The sequence below is a fragment of the Streptomyces sp. AC602_WCS936 genome, assembly GCF_019049125.1.
Classification (GTDB): domain Bacteria; phylum Actinomycetota; class Actinomycetes; order Streptomycetales; family Streptomycetaceae; genus Streptomyces.
The window spans coordinates 1-232 of record NZ_JAGMUF010000097.1 but is presented as its reverse complement, the minus strand read 5'-3'; the positions used below and the strand labels follow the sequence as shown (position 1 = coordinate 232).

Here is a 232-nt window from a genome sequence, read left to right as displayed (position 1 = left end):
TCGACCGCGGCGTCACCGGCATCATCTGCGCCAGCGACCCCCTCGCCCTCGGCGCCGTACGCGCCGCCCGCCGCCGCGGACTGGCCGTCCCCCACGACATCTCCGTCGTCGGCTACGACGACTCCGCCTTCATGACCTGCACCGAACCCCCGCTCACCACCGTCCGCCAGCCCATCGAGGCCATGGGACGCGCCGCCGTCGACCTCCTCTGCGCCCAGATCCAGGGCACCGA

Annotated in this window: 1 protein-coding gene; it reads left to right on the top strand. The window is 73.7% G+C overall.

All coding sequences use genetic code 11. From position 1 onward, the window contains the following. On the top strand, window positions 1-232 hold a 232-nt coding region (locus KUM03_RS29195; protein ID WP_217253143.1), incomplete at both ends, for a substrate-binding domain-containing protein.